The 22,469-nt window shown below is 73.5% G+C and carries 25 protein-coding genes; 8 read left to right on the top strand and 17 right to left on the bottom strand.

Translation table 11 applies throughout. The annotated features are described in order from the left end of the window. Positions 1 to 6: 6 nt before the first annotated feature. Positions 7 to 903, bottom strand: a complete 897-nt coding sequence (locus tag GKC29_RS29195; RefSeq protein ID WP_155333871.1) for an ABC transporter ATP-binding protein — start codon at positions 901 to 903, stop codon at positions 7 to 9. 122 nt (positions 904 to 1,025) lie between these two features. After that, positions 1,026 to 2,015 (bottom strand): GlxA family transcriptional regulator, encoded by a 990-nt coding sequence (locus GKC29_RS29200; RefSeq protein WP_155333872.1) that lies wholly within the window; start codon positions 2,013 to 2,015, stop codon positions 1,026 to 1,028. 70 nt (positions 2,016 to 2,085) lie between these two features. Here GKC29_RS29200 and GKC29_RS29205 point away from each other — a divergent pair, with 70 nt between their 5' ends. Further along, on the top strand, positions 2,086 to 3,126 hold the full coding sequence (locus tag GKC29_RS29205) for a saccharopine dehydrogenase NADP-binding domain-containing protein (RefSeq protein WP_155333873.1): 1,041 nt from the start codon (positions 2,086 to 2,088) through the stop codon (positions 3,124 to 3,126). Between the two features lie 106 nt (positions 3,127 to 3,232). After that, complete coding sequence (locus tag GKC29_RS29210) at positions 3,233 to 3,751, top strand: hypothetical protein (RefSeq protein WP_155333874.1); 519 nt, start codon at positions 3,233 to 3,235, stop codon at positions 3,749 to 3,751. 48 nt (positions 3,752 to 3,799) lie between these two features. Here the strand turns inward: GKC29_RS29210 and GKC29_RS29215 are convergent, their stop codons facing one another. Together GKC29_RS29215 and GKC29_RS29220 are read right to left on the bottom strand one after the other, a co-directional pair. Further along, positions 3,800 to 3,985, bottom strand: a complete 186-nt coding sequence (locus GKC29_RS29215; RefSeq protein WP_155333875.1) for a YciI family protein — start codon at positions 3,983 to 3,985, stop codon at positions 3,800 to 3,802. 14 nt (positions 3,986 to 3,999) lie between these two features. After that, the gene (locus tag GKC29_RS29220; protein ID WP_155333876.1) at positions 4,000 to 4,638 is read right to left on the bottom strand and encodes a DUF998 domain-containing protein; all 639 of its coding nucleotides are present in this window, start codon (positions 4,636 to 4,638) and stop codon (positions 4,000 to 4,002) included. 142 nt (positions 4,639 to 4,780) lie between these two features. Here GKC29_RS29220 and GKC29_RS29225 point away from each other — a divergent pair, with 142 nt between their 5' ends. Then, entirely contained in the window at positions 4,781 to 5,053 is a 273-nt protein-coding gene (locus GKC29_RS29225; RefSeq protein WP_155333877.1) for a hypothetical protein, read from the top strand. A gap of 37 nt (positions 5,054 to 5,090) precedes the next feature. On the opposite strand, the gene GKC29_RS29230 is transcribed toward GKC29_RS29225, so the two are convergent. After that, the gene (locus GKC29_RS29230; RefSeq protein WP_155333878.1) at positions 5,091 to 5,459 is read right to left on the bottom strand and encodes a YciI family protein; all 369 of its coding nucleotides are present in this window, start codon (positions 5,457 to 5,459) and stop codon (positions 5,091 to 5,093) included. Between the two features lie 93 nt (positions 5,460 to 5,552). Then, a complete protein-coding gene (locus GKC29_RS29235; protein WP_155333879.1) occupies positions 5,553 to 6,824 on the bottom strand; it encodes an RNA polymerase sigma factor in 1,272 nt (423 codons plus the stop codon). Between the two features lie 183 nt (positions 6,825 to 7,007). Between GKC29_RS29235 and GKC29_RS29240 the strand changes: the two genes are divergently transcribed. Continuing rightward, on the top strand, positions 7,008 to 7,685 hold the full coding sequence (locus GKC29_RS29240; protein WP_230688855.1) for a hypothetical protein: 678 nt from the start codon (positions 7,008 to 7,010) through the stop codon (positions 7,683 to 7,685). Between the two features lie 78 nt (positions 7,686 to 7,763). Here GKC29_RS29240 and GKC29_RS29245 read toward each other — a convergent pair whose 3' ends face one another. The 4 genes from GKC29_RS29245 to GKC29_RS29260 are packed head-to-tail and all read right to left on the bottom strand — an operon-like array spanning position 7,764 to position 10,267. Further along, the gene (locus tag GKC29_RS29245) at positions 7,764 to 8,756 is read right to left on the bottom strand and encodes an ABC transporter permease (RefSeq protein WP_155333880.1); all 993 of its coding nucleotides are present in this window, start codon (positions 8,754 to 8,756) and stop codon (positions 7,764 to 7,766) included. Continuing rightward, positions 8,753 to 9,337 (bottom strand): ATP-binding cassette domain-containing protein, encoded by a 585-nt coding sequence (locus GKC29_RS29250; protein ID WP_230689129.1) that lies wholly within the window; start codon positions 9,335 to 9,337, stop codon positions 8,753 to 8,755. The genes GKC29_RS29245 and GKC29_RS29250 overlap by 4 nt, the downstream gene beginning before the upstream one ends. Beyond that, complete coding sequence (locus GKC29_RS29255) at positions 9,334 to 9,738, bottom strand: hypothetical protein (protein ID WP_155333881.1); 405 nt, start codon at positions 9,736 to 9,738, stop codon at positions 9,334 to 9,336. The genes GKC29_RS29250 and GKC29_RS29255 overlap by 4 nt, the downstream gene beginning before the upstream one ends. A gap of 31 nt (positions 9,739 to 9,769) precedes the next feature. Then, on the bottom strand, positions 9,770 to 10,267 hold the full coding sequence (locus GKC29_RS29260) for a hypothetical protein (protein WP_155333882.1): 498 nt from the start codon (positions 10,265 to 10,267) through the stop codon (positions 9,770 to 9,772). Positions 10,268 to 10,468: 201 nt separating this feature from the next. On the opposite strand from GKC29_RS29260, the gene GKC29_RS30400 reads away from it, so the two are divergent. Together GKC29_RS30400 and GKC29_RS29270 are read left to right on the top strand one after the other, a co-directional pair. Further along, on the top strand, positions 10,469 to 11,995 hold the full coding sequence (locus GKC29_RS30400; protein ID WP_155333883.1) for a GGDEF domain-containing protein: 1,527 nt from the start codon (positions 10,469 to 10,471) through the stop codon (positions 11,993 to 11,995). 40 nt (positions 11,996 to 12,035) lie between these two features. Beyond that, positions 12,036 to 12,404: a VOC family protein gene (locus GKC29_RS29270; protein ID WP_155333884.1), complete on the top strand. Its 369-nt coding sequence runs from the start codon at positions 12,036 to 12,038 to the stop codon at positions 12,402 to 12,404. Positions 12,405 to 12,475: 71 nt separating this feature from the next. Here the strand turns inward: GKC29_RS29270 and GKC29_RS29275 are convergent, their stop codons facing one another. Genes GKC29_RS29275 through GKC29_RS29285 form a run of 3 tightly spaced genes read right to left on the bottom strand, consistent with a single transcriptional unit; the run spans position 12,476 to position 14,903 of the window. Next, positions 12,476 to 13,429: a hypothetical protein gene (locus GKC29_RS29275; protein ID WP_155333885.1), complete on the bottom strand. Its 954-nt coding sequence runs from the start codon at positions 13,427 to 13,429 to the stop codon at positions 12,476 to 12,478. A 45-nt stretch (positions 13,430 to 13,474) separates the two neighbouring features. Then, positions 13,475 to 13,738, bottom strand: a complete 264-nt coding sequence (gene yidD, locus GKC29_RS29280; protein ID WP_230688856.1) for a membrane protein insertion efficiency factor YidD — start codon at positions 13,736 to 13,738, stop codon at positions 13,475 to 13,477. Between the two features lie 16 nt (positions 13,739 to 13,754). Then, entirely contained in the window at positions 13,755 to 14,903 is a 1,149-nt protein-coding gene (locus GKC29_RS29285) for a hypothetical protein (protein WP_155333886.1), read from the bottom strand. Between the two features lie 312 nt (positions 14,904 to 15,215). Here GKC29_RS29285 and GKC29_RS29290 point away from each other — a divergent pair, with 312 nt between their 5' ends. Continuing rightward, complete coding sequence (locus GKC29_RS29290) at positions 15,216 to 16,763, top strand: gluconokinase (protein ID WP_155333887.1); 1,548 nt, start codon at positions 15,216 to 15,218, stop codon at positions 16,761 to 16,763. Between the two features lie 124 nt (positions 16,764 to 16,887). Here GKC29_RS29290 and GKC29_RS29295 read toward each other — a convergent pair whose 3' ends face one another. Then, positions 16,888 to 17,172, bottom strand: coding sequence for a putative quinol monooxygenase (locus GKC29_RS29295; RefSeq protein WP_155333888.1), 285 nt, complete (start codon positions 17,170 to 17,172; stop codon positions 16,888 to 16,890). Between the two features lie 120 nt (positions 17,173 to 17,292). Between GKC29_RS29295 and GKC29_RS29300 the strand changes: the two genes are divergently transcribed. Next, a complete protein-coding gene (locus tag GKC29_RS29300) occupies positions 17,293 to 19,626 on the top strand; it encodes an exo-alpha-sialidase (RefSeq protein WP_155333889.1) in 2,334 nt (777 codons plus the stop codon). A 42-nt stretch (positions 19,627 to 19,668) separates the two neighbouring features. Here GKC29_RS29300 and GKC29_RS29305 read toward each other — a convergent pair whose 3' ends face one another. The 3 genes from GKC29_RS29305 to GKC29_RS29315 form a co-directional block, all read right to left on the bottom strand. Beyond that, positions 19,669 to 20,427 (bottom strand): MerR family transcriptional regulator, encoded by a 759-nt coding sequence (locus tag GKC29_RS29305; protein WP_155333890.1) that lies wholly within the window; start codon positions 20,425 to 20,427, stop codon positions 19,669 to 19,671. Between the two features lie 105 nt (positions 20,428 to 20,532). After that, positions 20,533 to 21,927, bottom strand: a complete 1,395-nt coding sequence (locus GKC29_RS29310; RefSeq protein WP_155333891.1) for an MFS transporter — start codon at positions 21,925 to 21,927, stop codon at positions 20,533 to 20,535. A gap of 226 nt (positions 21,928 to 22,153) precedes the next feature. Next, entirely contained in the window at positions 22,154 to 22,432 is a 279-nt protein-coding gene (locus GKC29_RS29315) for a zinc-ribbon domain-containing protein (RefSeq protein ID WP_230688857.1), read from the bottom strand. Positions 22,433 to 22,469 lie beyond the last annotated feature (37 nt).

The following is a 22,469-nucleotide window of genomic DNA, read 5'->3' on the forward strand; positions in this document are numbered from 1 at the left end:
CGGCTGTCAGGCGGCGATCGGGTTGGTGGCGGCGTCGGGCCCGGCGGCGGTGATGGTCAGGAAGGCCTCCTCCAGCGAGGTCGGCCGGATCTCCAGACCGCTGAAGGCGACGCCCGCGCCGACCAGTTCGCGGACCAGCTGGTCGGAGTCGGTGGTCAACAGGTGGATGCAACCGCCGTCGCGCTCGGTGCGGACCACGTTGGACAGCTCCGGCAGGTCGTCGGCGACCAGGCTGACCCGGCGTACGCCGACCACGTCGCGGACTTCCTCGACGGTGCCGTCGGTGAGCAACCGCCCCTGGCCGATCACCACGACCCGCTTGGCGAGGGCCTCGATCTCCTCCAGGTAGTGGCTGGTCAGCAGCACTGTCCCGCCCTCGGCGTGGAAGACCCGGATGGCGTCCCACAGGGCCCGGCGGGCCTCCACGTCCAGGCCGGTGGTCGGCTCGTCGAGGAAGACCAGTTGGGGCCGGCCGACGAAGGCCAGCGCGACCGCCAGGCGCCGCTTCTGCCCGCCGGACAGGCCACCGGTCTGCCGCCTGACCAGGTCGGCGATGCCGAAGCGGTCGAGCAGTTCGCCCTTGCCGAGCGGGTCCGGGTAGTGGGCCGCGGTGAAATCGACGACTTCACCGACCCGCAACGTCGGGGGTAGTCCGGTCTCCTGCGGGGTCACCCCGATCCGCCGCCGCCGCTGCGGGTCGCGGGGATCACCGCCGAACAGTTCGACCCGACCCGAGGTGGGCCGGCGCAGCCCGACCAGGAGGTTCAGCAGGGTGCTCTTGCCGGCGCCGTTCGGTCCCAGCATGCCCACCAGCTCGCCGGCCTGGATGTCGAGGTCGACGCGGTCGAGTGCGACGACGTCGCCGAACCGGCGGGTGGCCTGCGCGGCGCGGGCGAGAATCATGACGACTCCTTGCTCTGCGGTGGGTTGGTGGTGCCGGTCGTGGCGGGTTCGAGCAGGGCCCGCAGTGCCGCACAGTAGTCCCCGCCGGCTCGAAGGGGTGAACCTTGCTAACGCCGCGCGGCTCAGGCACCGGCAGGGCGCGCCGGGTGCGGAGTACCGGACGTCGGAACCAGGGAGTGGAACGCGGTCCGGTAGGCGGTGGGGCTCACGCCCACGTGCTTGTGGAAGTGCCGACGCAGGGTGGTCGCGGTGCCCAGGCCACAGCGGGTCGCGATCTGCTCGACCGACGCGTCGCTACGTTCGAGAAGTTCCTGCGCCCGGGCGATCCGCTGCTGGTGCAGCCAGGCGAGCGGGCTGAGCCGGAGTTCGGCCCGCATCCGGCGGGCGAGGTGGCGGCTGCTGAGCCCGGCCTCGCGGGCCAGGTCCGGCACGGTGAGCGGCTGGTCCAGACGGCTGCGGGCCCATTCCAGCATGGCGCCGAGCCGGTCCGGGTTGTCGGGCGCGGCCGGTGGGGCGATGAACTGCGCCTGGCCGCCGGCCCGGTGTGCGGGTACGACCATCCGCCGGGCGAGGTTGTTGGCGGCCGCGGTGCCGAAGTCGCGGCGGACCAGGTGGAGGCACAGGTCCAGGGCCGCCGTCTTGCCGGCGGAGGTGAGCACCTGCCCGTCGTCGGTGTAGAGGACGTCGGCGCGCACGTCGACCAGGGGATGCTGCCGGGCGAGGTCGTCGGCGTGCATCCAGTGGGTGGTGGCGCTGCGACCGTCGAGCAGGCCGGCGGCGGCGAGCACGAAGGCGCCGGTGCAGAGCGAGGCGATCCGCACACCGCGCCGGTGCGCCCGGGCCAACGCCTCCAGCAGGCCCGGGTCCGGTGGTGCGTCGGGGTCGTCGGTGGAGGGGACGACGACGCTGTCGGCGCGGACCAGTTCGTCGAAGCGCGCGGTCCGCGCGTCCGGGAGCCACCGGTTCGGCCGCCCGTCCGGGGTGCACACGACCAGGTCGTACCAGTCACCGGCCGGTGAGAGCTCGGACCGGTCCACGCCGAAGATCTCGGCGGCGATGGCCGCCTCGTAGAGCATCGTGGTCTCGTGCAGGACGAGCGCGACCCGGTGCATGTCCGAAACTGTACGGCAGCCGTCAGATCGGACGCTGGTGGCACCCGGCACAAGTGTTGACCATGGAGACATGAACGAGATGGGACGGGTGCTGGTCTACGGCGCCAACGGTCACACCGGCCGCTTCGTGGTCGACGAACTTCTCCGCCGCGGCCTGACGCCGGTGCTCTCAGGTCGCAGCGCGCCGGCACTGGAGGCGCTCGCCCGTGCGCACGGTGGGCTCGAATGGCGATCGTGGCCGCTGGCGGACGGTGCGCCACCGCCGGCGCTCGACGACATCGATGTGGTCGTCAACTGCGCCGGGCCCTTCCTGGACACCGCCCTGCCGGTGGCGACCGCGGCGGTGGCGGCGGGTGCGCACTACCTGGACGTGACGGCCGAGCAGGCGGCGGTGCAGGCGGTGTACCGCGAGTTGGCCGATCCCGCCCGCTCGGCGGGGGTCGGTGTGGTGCCCGCGATGGCGTTCTACGGCGGTCTCGCCGACCTGCTCGCCACGGTCGCCACGGGCGGTTCGGCCCACGATTCCGCGCCGGTGGACGAGATCACGGTCGCGATCGCGCTGGACAGGTGGTGGCCGACCGAGGGCACTCGCGCGACCGGCCGGCGCAACACCGTCCGTCGCCTGGTCGTGAACGACGGGCGGCTCGCGCCCCTCGCCGAGCCGGCGCCGGAGAGCACCTGGCGGTTCCCGGAGCCGTTCGGGGAGCAGCGCATGGTCGGCCTGCCGTTCTCTGAGGTCGTCACCATCGCCCGTCACCTACCGGTGGGTGACCTGACCTCCTACCTCAACACCGCCTCGCTCAGCGACCTGCGGGACCCGGCGACACCGGCACCGGTGGCCACCGACGAGTCGGGACGGTCCGCCCAGCGGTTCGCCGTCGAGGTGGTCGTGCGCCGGGGTGGCCAGGAGCGGAGGATCGCCGCGTCCGGCCGCGACATCTACGCCGTCACCGCACCCATCGTCGTCGAAGGCGTCGTCCGGCTCCTCACCGGTCGTACGCTCACGACCGGCGTGGCCGCCCCCGGTGAGATCTTCGACGCCGGGGAGGTGCTGGCCGTCCTCGCCGCCGGCCCGCTCCGCATCGCGGTCGGTGACACGTCCGCTGTTTGACGCACCATGCGACGTGACACGTCGTTCGCCGCCAGGATCCGACAGACACGCTCGCACCGTCATGCGATTCTCCACAGCGACCCCTCACGAGGATCGAGGTACGGGCGTGGAGCTGCACAGAAGCCGCGATCTGCTGGTCATGGGCGGCTGGTTCGCGGCATGCAGCGTGCTCGTGCTGGTGTGCGGCTCCGCCGCCGGGTCCGGCACCGCGGCGATCCTCGGCGGCCTCGGGCTGGTGATCAGCGGCGCGATCGCCGTCCGCGAGCTCAGGCCGTTCCGGTTCCACATCGGCGCGGAGGGGCTGACCCTGCGAGTCTCCGGGGTCAACCGGCTGGTGTCCTGGGCCGAGATCGACGCGATCATTCTCGACGTGCCGGTGCCGGCCGCCGGTCACGACAAGCCGGCATCCCCGACGTTGCTGCTGGTACCGGCCGGGTCGACCATCGATCGTCCGCTGGACGGCACGAGCCCGCTGGACGGGCGGAGGGCTCTGGTCCTGCTCGGCCTCAACCGGGTCCGTGAGCCGGCGGACGAGGTGGCGACAGCCCTGGCCCGCTTCGCCGGAGGCCGGTTCACGGATGCGCGGCAGCTCCGCCGGGCGCGCGAGGGTACCGAGGCCCAGTAGGGCAGGGGGAGCCGGCCATCACATCCGGCTCCCCCGCGTACGCCCTTGTCAGACCGCCTTCGGTCCCTCGTACGCCCGGCGGACGTCGACCTCGACGTCCAGCCCGAAGTCGGTGAAGATGCCGGCGAACCGCTTCGACCACTCCACCGCCTCATCCTTCGACCGCACCTCCAGCAGGGCGAAGCCGGCTATCAGTTCCTTCGTCTCGGTGAACGGCCCGTCGGTGTAGCGCATCTCGGAGATTCCTCTCAGGACAGGTCGCGGAGGCGGGCGGACACGGCCGTGAGCCAGCCGAAGATGAGGGCCGAACCGGCGGCCATCCGGACGCTGATGCTGCCCTGGTCGGGCCAGGCCATCACGACGACGGTGGCCAGCGCCACCAGCACCGAGAAGACCGCCCAGCGACGGCCGAGGCGGGGACCCAGGACCAGGCAGGCGATGGTGAGCGACCCGAAGGACAGCATCGCCCCGACGCCGTGCCCGACCGAGTGCCAGCTCATCGTGTCGGGCGAGCCTTCGGGAGCGCCCGCCGGCCAGCCCATGCTCGGGTCGGCGGTCAACACCCCGGCCACGACCATGCCGACGCCGGCCACCGCCACCAGCGCCGGGCCCCACGTGCCGCCCGGGCGGCCGCGCAGGGCCCGGCGCAGGCCGGCGGCACCGGCGAGGGTCAGCAGCCCGGCGAGGACGAAGTTGGCGATCTGGATCCAGCCGTGGTCGCCGAGAGCGAGCAGGCTGAGCGGTTGCCGGCTGAAATCGAAGCCGTCCCGGGTGAACACCTGGGCGAACGACACGGCCAGGAAGAACGGCCCGGCCGCCATGCCGGCGGCGAGCAGGGCCGGGGTCGGTACGCCGGCCCGGGTCGACGTCAACGTCGTACTGGTCATCTCGAGCTCCTCGTCGGTGGGTCCTCACTGACGCGTCGATCAGGCCGAGCGGGATCCGACATCCCTCCTCAAGATTCTTCGGCGCCCTTGTGCCGCCGTGCCATGCTTCCCACGACGGCCCCTCAGGAATCGAGGTACGCGCGTGGAACCGCCCCTGGACCGACCGGTGTTCGAGACACCGACCTTCACAAGCGGATTGCGTGGGTACGACAAGCGCCGGGTGGACGAGCTGATCGGGCGATGCGTGGACGCGCTGAACTCCGACCAGGCATCGCGTATCGAGCAGGCCAAGACGGAATTGGACCGCGAGCGCGGCAAACTGCCCTTGGCTCTGAGGGGATATGACCGCGGTCAGGTCGACGGGATGTTGGAGCGGCTCTCGGCCGTACTCGGGCATCTTCTGCCCGACTCGTGACAGGGGTGCGGACGCGACCGTCCGCACCCCTGCACGGTCAGCCCTCCGGGAACTCGAAGACCCGGCGGACGTCGACCTCGACGTAGACACCCTCCTCGATGAAGAGGTTGACGAACCGCCGCCCCCACTCCATCGCCTCGTTCTTGTCGCGTACCTCCAGCAGCGCGAACCCGGCGATCAGCTCCTTGGTCTCGGTAAACGGCCCGTCGGTGACGGTCACCTTGCCCTTGTCGGCGGTGATCCGGCCGGACTCCTTGCTGCTCTTCTCCAGGCCCTCACCGGCGAGGAACACGCCGGCCTTCTGCGCCTCCTCGATGAAGGCGCCCATCCGCTCGATGAACTGGGGACTCGGGTCGAAGGCGAGAGGCTCGTTCTCGTCGAGCTTGTGCATCAGCATGTAGCGCATCTCAGGATTCCTTCCAGGTCTCGGACACCATCTCGGGCTGTCACTGACGCGTCGATCGGGTCGGGCCGGATCCGACATCCGCTGCCAAGATTTTTACGAGCCGCACGCGGCGGCCCGGTCGAGCAGCAGCGCCCGCTCCCGGGCGTTGCCGGCGAGCGAGGCCGCGCGCTCGAACTCCCGCCGCGCCTCGTCCTGCCGTCCCAGCTTGGCGAGCAGGTCGCCGAGCACGCTCGGCAGCAGGTGGTACTGCGCCAGCGCCGGCTCGTCCGCCAGCGCCCGGGCGATCTCCAGGCCGGCGGCGGGCCCGTCGGCCTGGGCGACGGCGACCGCCCGGTTCAGCTCCACGACCGGCGAGGGCACCAGCCGGGCCAGCTCCGCGTAGAGGGTCGCGATCCGCGCCCAGTCCGTCTCCCCGGGGGTACGCGCCCGCGCGTGACACGCCGCGACCTCGGCCTGGATCGTGTACGGGCCGGTCTGGGCGCCGCCGACGGCACCGGTGCCGGGCGAGCGGGCCCGGTCGAGGGCGGCGAGCCCGCGGCGGATGAGCAGCTGGTCCCAGCGGGTGCGGTCCTGGTCGTTGAGGAGGATGGGCTCGCCGTCGGGGCCGGTGCGGGCGTGGACGCGGGACGCCTGGATCTCCAGCAGCGCGGCGAGGCCGTGCACCTCGGGTTCGTCGGGCATCAGCCCCTGGAGTTGCCGGGCCAGGCGCAGGGCCTCCTGCACGAGGGTGGGGCGCATCCAGTCGTCGCCGGCGGTGGCCGCGTACCCCTCGTTGAAGATCAGGTAGACGACCTCCAGCACCGAGCCGAGCCGCTCGGCGCGCTCGGCCGGTCCGGGGGCCTCGAAGGGAACGCGAGCGGCGGCGAGGGTGGCCTTGGCTCGGGTGATCCGCTGGCCGACGGTGGACTCGGTGGTGAGGAAGGCGCGGGCGATCTCGCCGGTGGTGAGGCCGCCGACGAGCCGCAGGGTGAGCGCGGCCCGCGCGATCGGCGAGAGCACCGGATGGCAGGCCACGAAGATCAGCCGGAGCAGGTCGTCCTCGATGCGGTCCTCGAGCGCGGCGTCGAAGTCGGGGGTGACCTGCTCGTCGAGGTCCCGGCCGAGCGCGGCCACCACCCGCTCCCCGGTCTGCCGGCGGCGCACCGCGTCGATCGCCCGCCGCTTCCCCACGGTCGTCAACCACGCGCCGGGATTGGCGGGTACGCCCTCGCGCGGCCACGATTCGAGTGCGGCGACCAGCGCGTCCTGGGCCAACTCCTCGGCCTGGCCGACATCGCGGACGATCGCGGCGATGCCGGCGACCACCCGCCCGGCCTCCAACCGCCACACCGCCTCGACGGTGCGCCGTACCTCGGACTCGCTCATCCGCACATGACAGCAGTCGGGGCCACCGTGCCGCCACCATCCCCCGGCGCGTCGGCTGTCAGCGATCACTCGGAAGCGGACCGTCCGGCCGCTGGCGAAAGGACCGGAATGGTTGCCTCGCGGCGATTTAAGTTTCGCTTAGCGAGCCTGCCCACAGCTGGGGAAGATCGGTACCTTGCCCGGATGCGACACCTCAGAACCGTGATCGCCGCAATTCTCGTGGGCCCGCTGTCGTGGCTCCTGTTCGCCGCCGGCCAGGACCGGTCGGCCCGGGCGTTCGCGGACGCGGCCGACGGCGGCGTGCCGGACGGTGGCGACCTCCTCCGCCCCCTGCTGGTACTGGCGGCCGCCGGGATCCTGCTCGGGCTCATCGCCACGCTCCGGATCTCCCCGCTGGGCGCGGCGCTGGCCGGGTTGATCTACTCGGCGAGCTACCTGGTCCTGCTGGTCAGCCCGGGCCTGGTGACGACCGTGTTCGACCACACGCTGACCCTGGCCGGCTACCAGGTGGATCTGATGGCTCCGGTACGGAACGGCACGTCACTGCTGGTGGGCTCGCTGCTCCTCGTCGGCGTCGTGAGCATCCGCCGCTGGCGGCGCTGGCCGGAGCCGGCCGCCGACGCACCCGCGACGCTGACCCCGGACGAGATCATCCCGGCCGTGCCCGACAAGGACCGCCCGGTGGGCGTGGACGGTCTCGGCCTGGGCCAACCTGGCCGGGCACCGGAACCGGCACCCGAGCCGGTTCCGGCCGGTGGTCCGGGCTGGGCCGGTCGCTCCGACTGGTCCCACCTGCTCTCGGACGACGCCAGGGGCAGGCCGGCCGGGTCCCCGAACTGGACGCGCCAACCCTCCCCATGAGCCGCTGACGGCGCGATTCATCCAGAGTCAGCGGCTGGGACGGGGGTGCGGGCATCGGGGCCCGCACCCCCGTCGTCGTCAGGCGAGGCGACGGATCCGGCGGACGGCGAGGACGATCAGCAGCGCCGCGAGGGCGACGAAGATGCCCGTCTCGATGGTCTGGAACAGCCAGTAGCGGCTGCCCGGCTGGTAGAGCTGCCAGTTGTACGCGCCCGGCCCGAGCCCGAGGTCGGCGCCGCAGGCCCGGCCGTCCGGGCCGGTGGCGCCCGGCGGGCAGAACACCTGCGCGTTGGGCGCGACCAGCTTGCCGGAGGCATCGCGGACACCGTTGGCGAGAAGCCAGTCCCCGTTGATCCGGCCCGGTTCGCCGGTGGCGCCCCGCACGGGGAAGGTGAGCTCCTCGGCGGGCAGGTAGCGGGGCCGCGCCAGCACGCCCACGGCGACGCGTACGCCGACGAAGCCGACCAGCGTCGCGGCCATCGCGGGGAGCATGCGGGGCCAGACGGTGCCGGCGAAGACGCCCAGCGCGACGGCGAAGAGGGTGTACCCGATCGGTGCCACGCCCTGCATGTCGAAGAAGAAGGCGTCGAACCGGCCCTGCTCCCACCCCTGGTTGAGCGGGACCATCCACCAGACCACGCCGAGGCCGTACGCCACGGACGCGATCAGCGCGGCGGTGCCGACGAGCCCGAACTTGACCAGCGCCCAGTGCCGCCGGCTGACGCCCTGGGTCCAGACGAGGCGGTGCGTGCCCTGCTCGACCTCACGGGCGACCAGCGGGGCACCCCAGAACAGGCCGACGATCAGCGGTAGGGCCAGGAACAGCACGCCGACCAGGTTGAGGATGTCGTACTGGTCGTAGAACTGGTTGAAGGCCCGGTGGCAGGTCTCGCCGAGACCGGGTCCGGCGCCGATCTCCCGGAAGCGGGTCACGCAGTCGGGCAGCCCATAGTCGTCGTAGGCGTTGCGCATGGCCAGCCCGGTGGCGGCCATGAACGCCCCGAGGACCGCGAGCGCGGCCACGGCGAAGAACGCCTCTCGGCGGTGCTGCCGCCAGGTCAGCCAGATCATGCCGGCACCCCCCACGCCTCGTGGCTGGCCTTCGTGTCGCCGTCGGCGAGGTGCGCCAGGATGACGTCCTCCAGGGTCACGTCGCGCTCCGTCCACCGCGGATCGGTGACCGGCCCGTCGATGCGGACCAGCAGGGTGGACTGCCGGTCGGTGTGGCTGGCCCGGACGATCTCCGCGACACCGGCGACCGGGGACCCGTCGTGTCGGGGGCCGACCAGCCGCCGGTGCGCGACGACCAGGTCGTCGACCGGGCCGGCGAGCCGCACCTGGGCCGCGTTCAGCACGATCACGTAGTCGCAGACCCGCTCCACGTCGGCCAGCAGGTGCGAGGAGAGCAGCACGCTGGTGCCGGTGTCGGCGACGCTGCCCATCAGGGTCTGGAGGAACTCCCGCCGGGCGAGCGGGTCGAGGCTGGCCACCGGTTCGTCGAGCAGCAGCAGCCGGGGCCGCTTGGCCAGGGCCAGGGCGAGCGCGACCTTGGCGCGCTGCCCGCCGGAGAGCCGGCCGACCGGCTTGTCCGGCGGGATGCCGAGGTCGGCCAGGCGGGCGCGGGCGAGCGCGGCGTCCCACCGCCGGTTCAGCTTGCCGACGTCTCGGCGATGCCGAGCGCGTGGTGCACCCGACCGCGCAGCAGCAGGTACTGCTCGCGCAACCGCGCCGGGGCACCCGGTGGCGGATCGACGACCACCGGCTCCTGCACGATCTCGTCGGCGCTGAACTGCTCGCGGGTGAGGTCGACCTCGATTCCGCCGTCGAGGCGGTTCCAGTAGTGCACGCCCTGCCGCGTCCCGTCGCGCCGCAGGACCGGCCCGAGCAGGAGCTCCCCGCCGACCAGTTCCCGCAGGACCAGGGCGGTCACGCCGCACTGCCCGCGCGCCGGGTTGGCGGGCGACCAGTCCGGCAGATCCACCGGGTCGCAGGTGTCCGGCGACCACGCCGCCCGGATCGCGCGCTCGACCTCGGCCAGGGACGTCAGAACCATGGCGCGATGCTGCCAGGCGGGTACGACAGGCTCAGCCCGGCCGGTCAGCGGTCGGGGTGGCGTCCACGCCGGGGCCGCTCACCGGACCGGTCATCACGGCGCCCACGATGCCGACCAGCGCGGCGAGCAGGATCGCGCCGAGCGCGATGGCGACGCTCAGGAGGATCTTCCGCGGCCCCCGACCGCCGCACTCGTTCCGCCGGCGGGTACGGGTGCCGGCGGCGGACCGGGCGGGCGCGGGCCGGGGCGGTGTCCGCACGAACGAGGGCCCGGAGACTCCCCCACCCGGCTGTCCGCGTACCCGGTCGCCGAGCCCGGACGCCGCCGGCGGGCCGGAAGCCGGCTGGCCGGGGTCGCGGCCGGGGAACGCGACGAAGCCCCGGACCAGCGAGGCGCTGCGGAAGTGGTCCTCGGCGGCGCAGTGCAGGCACACGTCGTCGGCCGTGGACCGGCCGCAGCCCGGGCACTGGCCGGCACGACCCCCTGCCCCGTCCCAGCCGGGGCGGCTGTCATCGGTGGAACCGGTCACCTCGTCCTCACCAAACACGGGCCCGGGACCGTCCGGCACGACCCGCTCGTCCCGCGTACGGTACTAAGACCGGTGTCCCCTCGCCACGCGTGAACCGGCATCCGGGACCGGCGCCGCCGGGCGGTGGCCGGCCGAACCGCCACCGTCCACCATGTGCGCCACAGCTACCGCACGGCGGCCCAGCTCCCTACCGTGTCGATCGTGAACGTCTTCGACGAGGTGAACTGGGCGGCGCGCCGGGCGGGCCGATACCGCGGCCTGCACCAGGAGCCGGGCGGGCTGGGGTTGAGCGTCGGCTACCTGATCTTCTGCGGCGTCGGCATCGTCGGGTACCCGTACCTGTCCGACGTGCAGAAGATGGTCGACTTCCTGCTGCTGTCCTTCGCGACGGTGCCCGCGGTGATGATCGGGCTGAACCGGACGCCCGCCGGGCACCGGAAGCCCTTCTGGTTCCTGCTCGCCGCCCTGGTCAGCTTCAACGCCAGCAACGTGGCCTGGTACTGGTACGTCTTCGCGATGCGCCTCCCGAGCGGTGACGGCACGGTCGTGGGGATCTTCGCGGCGCTGGCGCAGGTGTTCATGTTCGCCGGGGCGATCACGATCGTCGTACGGCGCGGGCGCGACGACGTGGGCGGGCTGATCGACGCCACGATCGTGTCCATGGTGGCCGGTGGGGTGCTGTGGAACTTCCTGCTCCTGCCGCACCTGCGGGACGTCGACGCCCCGGCCATGACGCAGATCTCGACCTGCGTGATGGTCTTCATGCTGACCGGCATCTTCGGGTGCCTGGTCCGGCTGCTGCTGACCGCCCGGGAGTTCATCCCGGCGCTGTGGTTCCTGCTCACGGCGATGGGGTTCTCCCTCGTCGGGGTGGTCAGCGTCGCGCTGGTCGTCGTCCCCGGGTCGAGCGACCGGCCGGCGTACACGGACATGGCGTACCTGGCGGGCTACACGGCGGTCGGGTTGACGGCCCTCGCCCGGTCGGTCGTCCGCCTGCTCCAGCCCGGGCCGGCGCCGACCGACGAGCTGAGCAAGGAGCGGTTGATCTTCCTCGGGCTCGCGCTGTGCGCCATGCCCGCCGTGGGCAGCGCCAGCGAACTGCTCGGCCGGGACGTCGACACGGCGCTGCTCGCGGTCAACACCGCCGCCGTGACACCGCTGGTCATGCTGCGGATCTGGAACGTGTGGTCGGAGCGGGTACGCGTCCTGCGCTACCAGGCGAGCGTCGACCCGGTCACCAACCTGCCGAACCGGGCGGAGTTCCTCCGACGCCTGGACGCCGCCCTGGCGGCGGGTCGCCGGGTGGTGGTGCTCTTCTGCGACCTGGACGGGTTCAAGACCGTCAACGACCGGTACGGCCACGCCACGGGCGACCAGGTGCTGGTGGACATGGCCGGGCGGCTGCGCGGCTGCGTCCGCCCCGGCGACACGGTGAGCCGGTTCGGCGGCGACGAGTTCGTCATCCTCGGCCTGGACGCGCAGCGGGACGACGCGACGGAGTTGTGCCGGCGGATCGAGCGGGTCTTCCGCCCGCCGTTCATCGTCGCCGGTGGGCCGGTGCGCCTGGGCGCGAGCATCGGCGTGGCGTGGAACGACCGGCCCGAGGACGGCGAGCGGCTGATCCGGCGCGCGGACGCCGCGATGTACACCGCGAAGCAGGACCGGCGCGCCGGCCCCGGCCTGCAGATCTGCCTCGCCACGTCGGAGCGTGTCACACCCCGGTCGTAGCGTGCGCCCGTCAAAGTCCCATCGCCGACGAGGAGCCGTCATGCTCGACCATCTCGGGATCCAGGTGCGTGACCTGCCCGCCAGCCTCGCCTTCTACGACGCCGTCCTGGCCCCGCTCGGGGCCCGCCGCATGATGGAGTTCCCGGGAGCGGTCGGGTATGGCAGCAGCGCCCCCGACTTCTGGCTCAGCCCGCTGGACGGCGAGGCGCAGGGCGTCGAGGCGCACATCGCGTTCACCGCGGCGGACCGCGCGGCGGTGCAGGCGTTCCACGACGCGGCCGTGGCGGCCGGCGCCGAGGTGCTGCACGCCCCGAAGCTCTGGCCGGAGTACCACGCGACCTACTTCGGCGCGTTCGTGCGCGACCCGGACGGCAACAACGTCGAAGCGGTCTGCCACAAGCCGGAGTAGGGCGGGTCTCCCCCGCCGGTGCGGCGGCCAGGAACGCCGCCGGTGTCGCGGCGGACGTTCCTGGACACCGACTAGCGCGTCGACGGCGACCGCCGGCCCGGCTGAGGCGTGAGCGTGGTCGGCGTCGGCGGACGCTCGACCGGCCCGGGCGACGACGTCGGCGTCGGCGAGCCGTCGACCGGGCCGGTCACGTCGCTGACCACGACCGGGCTCGGTGTCCCGGCCGGGACGGTCGGGGTGAGCGTCCGGCCGACGGCGAACGTGACGGCGACGACCGCCGACGCGGCCAGCGCCGCCGCGGCGGCGGCGAGCCGGCGGTCGTGCAGGCGGGCGGTCACCGGTGCCTCGGCGGGTGCGGCGAGCGGCGGCGCGACCGGTCGGGCGCGCAGGTGGGCGGCGACCAGGTCGTCGAGGCAGGCGGCGACGGCGTCGCGGTTGCCGAGGCCGTCGGCGAAGGCGAGAGTGAGGTAGAAGCGCAGGTTCAGCGCGGCCGGCGGCGGCGCGAGCAGCCCCGCCAGCGGGGTCCCGTCCTTCGTGTGCAGCAGGGTCAGCGGGGCGCGCGGGTGGTGCGCCGGGCCGGCCAGGTCCGCGTACCACCAGATCCGCTGGCGGTGCCGCCCGAGGAACACCACCCGGCGGTCGGTGACCACGGCGGTGCCGGCGTCGACCACCCGGAGGCCCGGCGGCAGGGGGCGGCCCGGCGCGTCGGTGCCGGCCGGGTCGACGGCCAGGCCGGGTGCGGGCAGGCCGGCGAGGTTGCGGGCCGTGACCTCGACCAGTTCCACCTTCGGGAGTACGCGGTAGACGACCTCGCCGCGGCCCAGGTGCACGACGGGCGCGTCCGGCGGCAGGCTGCACCCGAGGAAGCAGGTCGCCTCGACCCGCAGCCGGGTCAGCTCGTCGGCGCGGCGACGCCACGCCTCGGCGTCACCGGCGTGGGCCCGCCGCCGCCGGTCGTTCTCCCGCTCAGCCCACCGGACCCGCCACGGCGGTCGCGGCGCAGCAGGGGGTGAGGTCGCCGTCACGCACAGTACAACGTTTCACATCCCGCCCGGACACGCCCCGGCCGGTCAGCGGACCGGGTCGTGGGTGCCGCACGGGACGTCGGGTCGGCAGCGCCGCAGCCGGTCGGCCGCCATCCGCCCGCCCACGGCGAGGCCGTGCCGCTCGACCGCGGCCAGCCCGTACGCGCTGCACGTCGGGGTGTAGCGGCACTGCCCGGGCCAGCGGTGCGACAGCCAGCGCCGGTACCCGAGGATCGCCGCCCGCCCCGCCCGGTCCACCAGCGACAGTGGCCGGCCGGCAGCGCCGTGTATGGGAGCGGTCGCGGGCACGCCACCTCCCGGCGGATCAGCGCCGGAAGGTACGGCGGACGCCGCCGTACGCGCGGCACGCCCGAGGGCTGCCGCCGGCGAGGCTGACCGACCCGTCCCGGCACTGCACGAGGTACCCGCGTCCGGCCCAGAACTCGGGCACGCAGTCGAACCAATCGCACACCTCGGCCGCGGGCCGGCGGATGCGGGTGCCGCTGCAGAAGCCGTACCCCATCGGGTTGGCCGGCGCCCCGCACAGCTCGTCGTCCGACGGCGGTGACGAGGGAGCGGGCGGTGACGAACGCGCGGGCGACGGGTCCTCGCGGCGCGGCGTCGGCGACACGGCGGCCTCGACCGGCGCGGCGGTGGTCATGGTGGGTGCCGGCGTGGCGGCGACCGCGACCTCGGAGCGGCCCGGATCCGACGGGTCGGTCTCCAGCAGCGCCACCGGCACCAGCAGCGCGATGCCGGCGGCGATGGCCACGGTCCGCCGGCCGCCGGGCACGAATCCGCTCAGCCGCGCCTGGGCGGGCGTGGCGATGGCCGGCCGAAACGGCTTGAGCTGCTCGTGCTCGGCGATCGCCTCGTCGAGCTGGGCGATGACCGCGCCGCGCTGCTCGATCGCGTCGGCGAACGCCAGCGTCAGCGTGAACCGGAAGTCGGCCGCCACGTCGACCGGGAGCAGCAGCCCGGAGGCGCGGCGCCGGTCGAGCACCTGGATCAGCGTGACCGGCGCGGTCGCGTCGTGGGCCAGGCCGGTCATCTTCCCGTACGTCCAGTCGCGCCGGCCGCGCCCGCCGAGCAGTACCAGCCGGCGGTTGGTGATCACCGCCATGCCGGCGTCGGCGACCCGGATGCCGTCGGGCCGGCGGTTGCGCAGCGACGTCGGCCGCGGCGTGACGGTGAGGTCGGGCGCGGGCAGCACCGCGGTGTGCCGGACCTCGACCAGTTGGGCGGCGGGCCAGGCCCAGAAGACCACCTCGCCGGGGGTGAGCTCCAGGGGGAGGCCGGAACCCGCGTCGGTCGAGCCCTCGAACTCCTCGGCGAGGGTACGCAGCCGGCGCAGTTCCTCGTCGCGCCGCCGCCACGCCTCGTCGGCGTCGCGGAAGACCCGCTGCCGCCGTTCGTTCTGCCGGTATGCCCACCGGTACCGCCACGTCGAACCGGTCGAATCAGTCATTGCCACGCCGACTCCTAGGCCCTGGGCCACCAACCGGGGTGTCACATCTGTTAACCGTGGTGGGGCCCGCTCGGGGACGGGTTGCCGGGTGCAAATTGCCCGATCGGTGGAGCAACCCGGACGATAGGGCGGTTTCGCTGCGTCGATTCATGCCGTGCGGGCGTGTCGCGCGACCCGAGGTCCGGCGGCGGGCCCGCACGACACGCGGCGCGACCGCACGCCGAACCGCGCGCGCAACCGGATTCGCCGTCCCGCCCGCCTTCGGCTCGGTAACGTCAGCGGCGGCCGGGGGCCGCGCACGGCGAGGGGGTGGGGCCGGTGACCGACAGGGCCCTGGGCGTCGTGATCGGCGTCGACGTCGGCACCACCAGCACGAAGGCCGCCGCGTACGACACCCGTGGCCGGCTGGTCGCCCACCACTCCGCCGGGTACCCGCTCGACGAGCCCCACCCCGGATACGCCGAGCAGGATCCGCACCGCATCCACGCGGCGGTGATCGAGGCGGTCCGGGGCGCGGTGGCCGGACTCGACCGACCGGTCACCGCCCTCTCCCTCTGCAGCGCGATGCACAGCCTGATCGGGCTCGACGCCACCGGCGCCCCGATCACGCCCTCGATCACCTGGGCCGACTCGCGGTCCGCCCGACAGGCCGAGCGGCTGCGGGCGGTGCCGTCCGGGCTGGCCCTGCACCAGCGCACCGGCACCCCGATCCACCCGATGGCGCCACTGCCGAAGCTGCTCTGGTACGCCGAGATGGAGCCGGAACTCTTCGGCCGGATGGCGTACTGGGTGGGCATCAAGGACTGGCTGCTGCTGCGGCTCTGTGACGCGCTGGTCACCGACCACTCGATGGCCTCGGCGACCGGCCTGCTGGACATCCACCAGCTGGCCTGGGATTCCGAGGCCCTCGGTATCGCCGGGATCACGCCGATGCAGCTGCCCGAGCTGGTCCCCACCACCCACGTCCTGCCGGGCGTCACCGCCGAGGTGGCCGCGGCGACCGGGCTGCCCCGGGACACGCCGGTGGTGGTCGGCGCCGGGGACGGGCCGCTGGCGAACCTGGGGCTCGGCGTGGTCGCCCCGGGGATGGCGGCCTGCTCGATCGGCGCGAGCGGCGCGATGCGGGTGATGGTCGAACGGCCCGGCGTCGACCCGCTGGGCGGGGTGTTCTGCTACGCGTTGACCGAGCAGCGCTGGGCGGTCGGCGGCGCCATCAACAACGGCGGCATCGTGCTCGACTGGGCCGGCGAAGCGCTCGCTCCCGAGCTGGGCCCCGACGCCGAGGAGAAACTGCTCGCCGAGGCCGCCCGGGCGCCGGTCGGCTCCGGCGGGCTGCTCATGCTGCCGTACCTGCTGAGCGAGCGGGCCCCGAACTGGTCGGCGTTGCCGCGCGGCGCGTACGTGGGGCTGACCCACGGGCACCGCCGCCGGCACCTGGTCCGGGCCGCCCTGGAGGGGGTCTGCCAGCAGCTCGCGCTGGTGCTCGGCGCGATCCGGGCGGCCGGCAACGAGGTCCACGAGGTCCGGGCCAGCGGCGGCTTCGCCCGCAGTCCGCTGTGGCGGCAGATGCTCGCCGACGTGCTCGGCATGCCGGTGCGCTTCCCCGCGGGCCGCGGGGGGTCCGGCTTCGGGGCCGCGCTGCTGGGCATGGAGGCGTTGGGCCTGGTCGCGTCCATCGACGTCGCGGCCGAACTGGTCGACATCGACGAGGCCGTCCGGCCCGACCCGGCCGCCGCCGCCACGTACGCGACGCTGCTGCCGCTCTTCTCGGAGCTGTACGAGGCGCTGGTGCCGGCCTTCTTCACGCTGCGCCGGCTCGCGCCCAGCCTGCCGCCGGAGCCTCCGCCGGCGGCGCCGCCGAAGTGACCCCGCCCGCGTTCCTGACCGGCGGCCCGATCGCCACCGGCGACGAGGTGGTACGCCCGGATGGCCCGGACGGTCCACGACTACCTGACCGCGCCCGCGCCGGAGGCGGTCAGCGAGCGACCCGTCAGGGGGCCTCGACGCCGGAGATCAGGTACCGGTGGACCTCCGCGCCGCGGATCGCCACCTGCTGCTCCTCCGTCGGGCCGGAGCCCCGGAACGCCAGCAGGTCCTCCTCGGACTCCCACCGCTCGTAGACGTTGACCCGGCCCGGCTCGACCAGGTCCCCGCTGATGGTGAAGTCGACGCACCCGGGCGCCTTGCGGGCGGCTTCCACCACCTCGACGCAACCGGCGAGGTAGTCGTCCCGGTCCTCCGGGTCGACGTACAGGCTTCCGGCGACGATGAACACCTGTCGAACCTCCGATGTGTGCGATCCTGACGCGACAGTCTCACAGTCCTACGACAGTCGAAGCCACCTTCCACAGACGTCGATACCCGCGTACGCTGACCGCCACATCGAGCGGCGACGATGCTGCGGAAGGCCGGTGAACCCATGCGGTCGGTGCTGTCGAGGCGGACACGGTTCCGGTTGATCGGCGCGGGGGTGGTGGCGGCCGCGCTCACGGTCGCGACGACCCTGGTGCACCTGGCCGGTGATCCACCGCGCCCGGTCGCCCTTCAGGAGGAGGAGAATCCGGCCGCGCCCGCCGAATGGATGTGGGCGCAGCGGGCCAACCCGGACGGCTCGATCCCGGCCACCGCCTACCAGGAGGCGCTGGCCCAGTCGCGGACGCTGGAGAACGCCACGCGGCGCGGCGCGCCGAACCTGTCCGACGTCACGTGGAACCTGCTCGGCCCGACCAACATCGGCGGGCGACTCATCGACGTGGTGGTCCACCCGACCACGCCCGGCACGGTCTACGTCGCCGCCGGCACCGGCGGGGTGTGGAAGAGCGTCGACGGCGGCGCCACGCTGACCAGCGCCTGGGCCGACGACCTGCCGCAGTCCATGGGCGCGCTCGCGATCGCGCCCGACGGCACCCTGTACGCGGGCACCGGCGAGCCGGACCACGGCGGCGGCGGGTCGTACTACGGCACCGGCGTCTACCGCTCCACCGACGGCGGCGCGACCTGGGAGAGCCTCGGGCTGACCGACACCGGCGCGATCGGGCGGATCCGCATCGACCCCACCGACCCGCGCCGGATCGTCGTCGCCGCGCAGGGCCGGCTGTTCGACACCGGCGGCGACCGCGGCGTCTACCTCACCACCGACGGCGGGGAGACGTGGAAGCAGCTGCTCGACGGCCTCAACGACTCCACCGGCGCGATCGACGTCGCGATCAACCCGACCGACCCGGACATCCTGCTCGCGGCCATGTGGGACAAGCTGCGCTACCCCGACGGGCGCGAGTACGGCGGCCCCGGATCCGGCCTGTACCGCTCCGCCGACGGCGGCGCCACCTGGACCCGGCTCGGCGCACCCCTGCCCGCCTCGACCAGCGACCCCGGCCGCATCGGCGTCGCGTTCGCACCTGGCGACCCGAACCGCGCGTACGCGATCACCAACGACCGGATCGGCAACCTGACCGGCTTCTTCGTCTCCGACGACGCGGGCGCCACCTGGTCCCGGCCGATGACCGGCGAGCCGGCGCTCGACGCCGCCGACGGCGGGTTCGCCTGGTGGTTCGGCCGGCTCTGGGTCGACCCCGCCGACGCGAACCACGTCTTCTCCGCCGGGGTACCGATGATGGAGTCGCGCGACGGCGGCCTGACCTGGGTGACCGGCCGGGGCATCCACGTCGACCAGCACGCGATGGCCTGGGACCCGCACACGCCGGGCCGCGTGTACGTGGGCAACGACGGCGGCCTCTACTGGTCGGACCAGGGTGGCGACGTGGTCGGCCCGTGGAACGCCGCGTCCGTCCAGCCGTACATGCAGTTCTACGCCATGGACGTGAGCGCGCAGGACGTGCGCCGGGCCTCCGGCGGCACCCAGGACAACGGCTCGCTGCGGTCCTGGGGCGGGACCGACTGGAACCTGTACCGGGGTGGCGACGGGATGATGAACCGGATCAACCCGGTCGACCTCGACAACGTGTACGCCTGCTCGCAGAACGGCGGCTGCGCCCGCTCCGACAACGGCGGCGACACGATGACCTCGATCCGGGCCCGGTTCGCCGGCACCCGGTTCAACTGGGTGTCGCCGTTGGAGATCGCCCCCGGCACGCCGGACACCGTCTACTTCGGCTCCAACGTGCTCAACCGCTCCGACGACCGGGGACGCACCTGGCGGGCGGTCAGCCCCGACCTGACCGGCGGGCCGACGCCGCGCAACGCCACGTCGTACGCGACCATCACCGCGATCGGCATCGCCCGGACCGACGAGGACGTGGTGTACGTCGGCACCGACGACGGCTACCTGTGGGTCACCCGGGACGGCGGTGGCACCTGGACCCGGCTGACCGACCCCGACCTGCCCGACCGGTGGGTCACCCGGGTGACCGTGGACCCGGCGGACGCGCGAACGGCCTGGGTCACGTACTCCGGCTTCCGCTGGGAGAGCGAGACCCAGCCGCACGTGCTGATGACCACCGACGGCGGGGCGACCTGGCGGGACATCTCCGGCAACCTGCCGCAGGCGCCGGTGAACGACGTGATCCGGCACCCGAAGCACCGCCAGTGGCTGTACGTCGGCACCGACATGGGTGTCTTCTTCACCCCGAACCTGGGCCGTACCTGGCTCAAGGTCGGCGCGACGTTCCCCGCCGTGCCCGTCATGGACGTGCACTTCCACGCCGGGTCGAAGACGCTGTTCGCGGCGACGTTCGGCCGCGGCATCCTGCACGCGACGATCGGCGACTGACCGGGACCGTGGCCCCGGGCTTCCCCGGGGCCACGGTCGGCGTCACGCCCGGCTGATCGCGTTGGCGTGGATGGCCTCCGCCAGGTACGCGGCCATCCCCGGGCGGATCTTCTCGAAGTACTCGGTGAACCGTGGGTCACCGACGTACATGTCGGCCAGACCGGTGTGGATCTCGTACGAGCAGTCGTAGAACCACCGGCTGATGAGCTGCCGGTGCTCCTCGGCCAGGTCCGTCGCCGCCGGGCTGTCCGCCGGCGCGCCGGCGGCCATCACCTCGGCGAACCGGCGCCCCCAGTCCTCGTTCTCGGCCTTGTTGCGCAGCCAGTCTTCCTTCGAGTAGCCGGCGGTGCGCCGGGCCGACTCCCGGTACGCCTCGGTGCCGCCCCAGCGGCGTTCCGCCTCCTCGGCGTGCGCGTCCGGGTCGAAGTCGCCGAAGACCTCGAACCGCTCCTCCGGCGTCAGCGGGATGTTCATCTTCCGTGCCTCCATCGCGATCTCGATCGCCGCGACCATGTCCTGCAGCTTGCCGATCCGCGCGCTCAGCAGCTCGTGCTGCCGGCGCAGGTGCTCGGCCGGGTCGCTCGCCGGGTCGTCGAGGATCGCGGCGATCTCCTCCAGCGGGAAACCGAGCTCCCGGTAGTAGCGGATGAGCTGCAACCGCTCCAGGTCCGCATCGTCGTAGCGCCGGTAGCCGGTGCTGCTGCGACCGCTCGGCGACAGCAGGCCGATCTCGTCGTAGTGGTGCAGCGTCCGGACCGTCACGCCGGCCGCCTTCGCCACCTGCCCCACCGTGTACGCCATGGTCTCCCTCCCTTCCGCGATCCAGGCTCCCGCCTCCCGCAACGTGAGGGTCAAGGGGAAGGAAGGGCCCCTTTTTAACGCCTCCGGTAGAAGAAGGGTCCCCTGTTAACGGCTCGGCTGCGCGACCGGCTCGCGACTCCGGGCGCCCGAGCGGAGCAGCGCCGCGACGGCCACCGCGGCGAGCGCCGCCAGGGCGGCCATCGTCCACAGCACGGCCCGCAGGCCGCCGGTGAAGCCGGGGTCGGCGAGCCGGCCCGCCGTGGTGCTCGCGAGCACCGCGCCGACGACCGCGATGGCGATCGTCTCACTGGCCAGCCGGGCGGTGTTGATCATGCCGGCCCCGGTGGCCGCCCGGTGCGGGCCGACACTGCCGATCGCCAGCGCGTCCAGCAGGCCGATGGACAGCCCGATCCCGGCGCCCATGGTCAGCAGCGGACCGGCCAGCACGGCCGCGTCGCTGGTCGGGCCCAGCACGGTCGCCCAGGCCGCACCCACCGCGACCACCGCCACCGACGCGACGATCACCGCCGGAGCCGGCACCCGCCGGATCAGCGCCCCGGCGAGCAGCGGAAGCACCAGGGTCGGCGCGGTGAGCAGGATCAGCGTCGCGCCCGCCGCGGCGGGCGTCAGCCCGACCACGGTCGTGAAGTACGACGGCAGGTAGACCAGCAGCGGCACCATGACGGCGACGATGGTGGCCGCCGCCAGGCAGATGCCGACGAACCGGGGGTTCGCCAGCAGGGCCAGGTCGAACATCGGATCGGGACGGGACCGCTCCACGCGGGCGAACACCACGAGCAGCGCCAGCGCCACTCCGAAGGCGCCGACGATCCGCACGTCGTCCCAGCCGTACTCGGGACCCTGCACGAAGCCGAAGATCAGCAACAGCAGGGCGGCGGTGAACGACCCGGTGCCCGGCCAGTCGATCCGGCCGGCGTGCGGCTGGCGCGACTCCGGCAGCCACGGGGTGAGCAGCAGCACCGCCACGCCTGCCAGGGCCGGCGCGGCGAACACCGCCCGCCACCCCAGCGTGTCGATCAGCAGCCCGGCGACCGACGGGCCGAAGGCCAGGCCGGCGCCGATCGTCGTACCGAAGACGCTGAACGCGCGGGCTCGGGCCGGCCCCTGGAAGGCGCCCGCGAGGAGCGCGGAGGCGCTGGTGGCGGCCGCTGCGGCCCCGACGCCCGCGACCGCGCGGGCGACGTCCAGCAGCAGGATGTCGCCGGCGACCGCGGCGAGCAGGCCGGACACCGCGAACAGCGCCACCCCGCCGGCGAAGACGCGCCGCCGGCCGACGAGGTCGGCGAGCGCGCCGGTGGCGAGCATGAAGCTCGCGAAGGTCGCGTTGTAGCCGTTGACCACCCACTGAACGGAGGCGAGACCGGCGTCGAGGTCCCGCCCGATGTCGGGCAGCGCGACCGAGGCCCCGGTCAGCGAAACCGGCAGCGAGAAGGTGGACAGCAGGACGGCGACCAGCACGACGGCCCGGTGGTTGCGCAACGTTCCCCCGTTCCTCGGAACGGTTCAGACTAGAGGTCAGGGTCAGCGGCCGGCGGAGCGGTTCCAGGGCGAGCGGGGCATGACGGTCCCGGCCAACGGCCGGCGCTTCCGGCGACCGTGCCGCCGCCCGGCAGTGCAGGGCGGGCGGGAGGCGGTGTGCGCGGGGGGCGGGGCGGGTGCGACCGGTTCCCGTCCGATCAGCCAGCAGAGGAAGCGCACCACGCGCTCAGCCGACCGCGAGCCGCTGCGCGTCGGACCGGGAGATCTCGTACTGGGCACCGCAGAAGGTGCACTGCTGCACGTACCGCGTGCGGACCGGGACGAGCGGGATGAAGAACAGGGTGAACTTCGTCGACCGGCGGGTGATCACCTGGGCGGCGTGGTTGCCGCAGTGGCGGCACACCTGCCGCACCACGCCGGACTGGCTGACCTTGGTACGCAGGCCGAAGATGAAGAACATCGCCCGCCAGTACCCACCGGAACCGCCGTAATCACCTCGGCCCACGCACGATCTTCCCCGCGTCGTGCGTGCGGGTGCCGGC

Origin of the sequence: Micromonospora sp. WMMC415, from assembly GCF_009707425.1 — a bacterium.
Lineage (GTDB): Bacteria > Actinomycetota > Actinomycetes > Mycobacteriales > Micromonosporaceae > Micromonospora.